The 3204-nt window shown below is 73.3% G+C and carries 1 protein-coding gene; it reads right to left on the reverse strand.

All coding sequences use genetic code 11. The features are described from left to right. Positions 1-312, reverse strand: a 312-nt coding sequence (locus CUD01_RS16200; RefSeq protein WP_174773914.1) for a 16S rRNA (guanine(527)-N(7))-methyltransferase RsmG, incomplete at its 3' end; no start/stop codon positions are given. Positions 313-3204: the final 2892 nt, after the last annotated feature.

A 3204-nucleotide genomic window follows, 5' to 3' on the forward strand; every position in this document is an offset into this window, starting at 1 on the left:
CCAGTCCGTCCGCCGCTCCATCGGCTCGAGGAGTACCACGTGGGCATCCGGGAGCATCGCGGCGACCACGACCCCGGGCAGGCCCGCGCCGCTCCCCAGATCGACGATCGAGCCGCTCCTCGGGAGGAACGGCACAGCGGCCGCCGAGTTGAGCAGGTGCCGCTCCCAAAGCCGGCCCACCTCGCGCGGACCGATCAGGCCGCGGAGGACTCCCTGCTCGGTGAGCATCGCGTGGAAGGCGTCGACCTGGTCCCACGCGTCGGCGAAGAACTCGGGAAGCCGGGGGTCGCCCTCGAGGGCGTCGCGGACCAGCTCGCGCTCGGGCTCGAGGACGTGCTCTCGCTCGAGCGCCTGATCTCCTGCAACCTGGTCTCCTGCAACCTGGTCTCCGTCGACCTCGTGGCTCTCGGCCGCGCCGCTTTCACCCACCGACGCCACCTCTCGTTCCACGTGAAACCCTCCTGCAGGCCGCCAGAACGCGGACCGCCGCGCGACAACCCACCGTACCGGCTGGCGGGGTCCAGCCAGACGCGCCGCACGCTGATGTGCACAACCTCTCGTGCCGAGTTTCGGCAGGTCGCGCGCCGCCTCCCCCGGCCCCACCAGCACTCGGCCGCTCCCCGTCCCGGCCGCGCCGGCCGGTGCGTTGAGGATGCCGGCTCGTGCTCACACGGTTCCAGCCGTGTAGGTGCTCGCGCGCGCCGTTCTGGACCGTCCGCGTCCGCCGTTCCAGCCGATCGACGAGCGTCGGGCGCGCGCCTCCCCGGTGGCTCGCGCGCTCTGCACAGCTCCGGCGGGGTGCTGGGGCGGTACTCGCGACGTGGCCACCAGCTCGCCCGCCCGTTGCTGCCCCGGTGTCTCTGCTGCGGTGGCGTCCGATGTTCTCTGGCCCGTGGCGCTCCGATGTCCTCTGCGCCGCGGCGCTCCCGTGTTCTCTGCGCGGTGGTACTCCCATGTGCCCTTGGCGAGCCGGCTGCGCCGCCCCGCCCTGCCCCGGACCCCGCTCACGTCGCAGGTCGCATACGCGCGCGGGGGGGGCGCGGGCCTGAACGCGCGGCGGTGCCCGCCTCGCGGCCGCCGGACCATGCACTTCCCGGGCGGCGACACCCGCCGACCATCCGGTCCACGGCCCTGGGCCGCGCATGTGGTGAGGGCGTCACGGTGTTCCACGTGAAACAGGCCTTGTGGCACCCGACCGCCCATTGCTCGCTGTGGGTTACATCGACTCCTCTGCCTGACGCGTGCCCTTTGCCGATCCCCGCCGGGGCCCTCTCCTGTGCGAGGCGGTTGGTCCGCCGGAGCATCGGCACGCGTGTCATCAGGCGACGTGCCTCCGCACCGGGGCGCCCGGGCGCTCGCCTTCCCTTGGGATTCGATCGTCGCGGCTGCGCGACGATCGTCCGGACGCGGCGTCCAGGCAGCCGCTCGACCAAGACAGTGGCGCAATGCAGATCGTGGCGGCGCCGCCACCGGCTGGGCCAGGCCGGGCTGGCCGCCACAGCCGTCCCCCGGCCCGCCGGAGCGCCGGCCCGTCATCTGTCCGGCCCCGCGCTTCGATCCGCGAGGACGGAGCTCGGTTGCACCGTACGCGCCCGCACACGCCGGCGACTGCGGGTCGCCGTCGTTCTACGGCGGGGAGCCACTCCAATACCGATCTGCAGCGGAGGCGTCCCGCCCAACTGCTTGTCGCGGAGGTGAGCGGTGCCTTCCGTGTTCAGCCCTCTCTCGTGGCGCGCTGTTTCACGTGAAACTCGTTCTGAGTCCCTAGGTGCGGGCGACCGCCTGCCTCCGCCCCCTTGCGGGACGCAGGGAACGGATGATCCAGGTACTTCCGCTCCCCCTCCACCGCGCGCGTGCCCGCCGCAGCGCGCCCACGGCCCCCGCGCACGGGCACCGGGCCTCCTCCCCCATTGCCGCGCGTCTGCGCCCAGCCTGCCTCCGCTAGAGGGCGTCGCATGCCTTCACTGCGCGGTGACGGCTTGAAGTCCCCGCACACTTGATGACTCGCACGGGGTAGCGATCAGACTGGCGCGCTCTCTGGACTCGACTGTTGCGATCCAGTCCGCGTCGCGTGAGGCCTCCGGGCCGCCTGCACCCCTAGGGCCGTTCGCAGGCACGAGGCCCGGTGCTTGACGTGGTGGCGTGGGCACTTGCGTCACGTGCGTCCGGCGATGATTTCGGGATCGCGAGCGGACCCGCCCACGCGCTCGACCTGCCGCCCGGACGAGTCGGCGCGGTACGTCTGTGCGCTTGGCGTGGCATCCTGGCCTGGCCGTGCGAGCATGCGGCTCCGGCTCGCGGGGCCCGGATCAAGCGCGCGCTCCGCAACCCCCCGCTGTTTCACGTGGAACGGTGATCGTGCCCAAGCAGTCGGCCCCATCGTCCTGCCTCCCCCAGCGGTCGCCCTCCTCAAGGCGCCGCGGCGATCTGACAACCTGCTGGGTGCGCTGACGACCTGTAGAACGCGCATCGATCCCTTCGCGATCGCACTGCGCGGGCAGCAGGCAGGCGGAGGACGCCCGTCGGCAGCAGCTGAATGAAGGGGCTGCCTACCGCCGACACCCCCACAGAGGGCCCCCCCTTGCCCGGGTCACCGCTGGCTGACCGCGCCCCGGCTTCGCCGACGACCGCAATACACCCGTCGCTCCACGCGGGCGCGTCACGCTCACGCTCTCTGCCTTCGCGTCTTCTGCCGTCCCACATTTCTGCTCGGCAGAGTCGCAGACCCGCGAAGTGCCAGCCCCTTCCCCCACGCGCCGTACCCAGAGCCCCTGCCTAGCGCTGCGCGCCTCGCGCGCTCTACACCCGCCACATGCACGCACCTGGTGAGGCCTTCCCGCTCGCGTCCCCTTCCCCCGTGCTCGCCCTGCCCTTCGTGCACCGCGCCACGCCTCCCGCCGGTACCCGCGCCCACTTCCCGCCGGTTCCCGCGACTCGCCTCCCCGGGCACCAGGCGGCTGGCCCCGACCCGCCCGTGGGCCGCCTAACCCACGCATCCCGCTGCTCCCCTCCCGCCGATGAGTCCGGTCCTCGTCACCCCTCGCGTACCCAGTAGCTCGCCGCCCCCCACAGGCAGCCCGCGCTCCTCGCCGCCCCCCGCGCACCCCGCTCCTCGCCACCCCCGCGCACCGCCCGCCTCGCCACCCCTCGCGCACCCCGCTCTCGCCTCCCCTCGAGTGCCTCCGTCCTCGCCGCCCCGCGCGC

It is taken from the genome of Cellulomonas uda (assembly GCF_006538705.1).
Taxonomy (GTDB): Bacteria; Actinomycetota; Actinomycetes; order Actinomycetales; family Cellulomonadaceae; genus Cellulomonas; species Cellulomonas uda.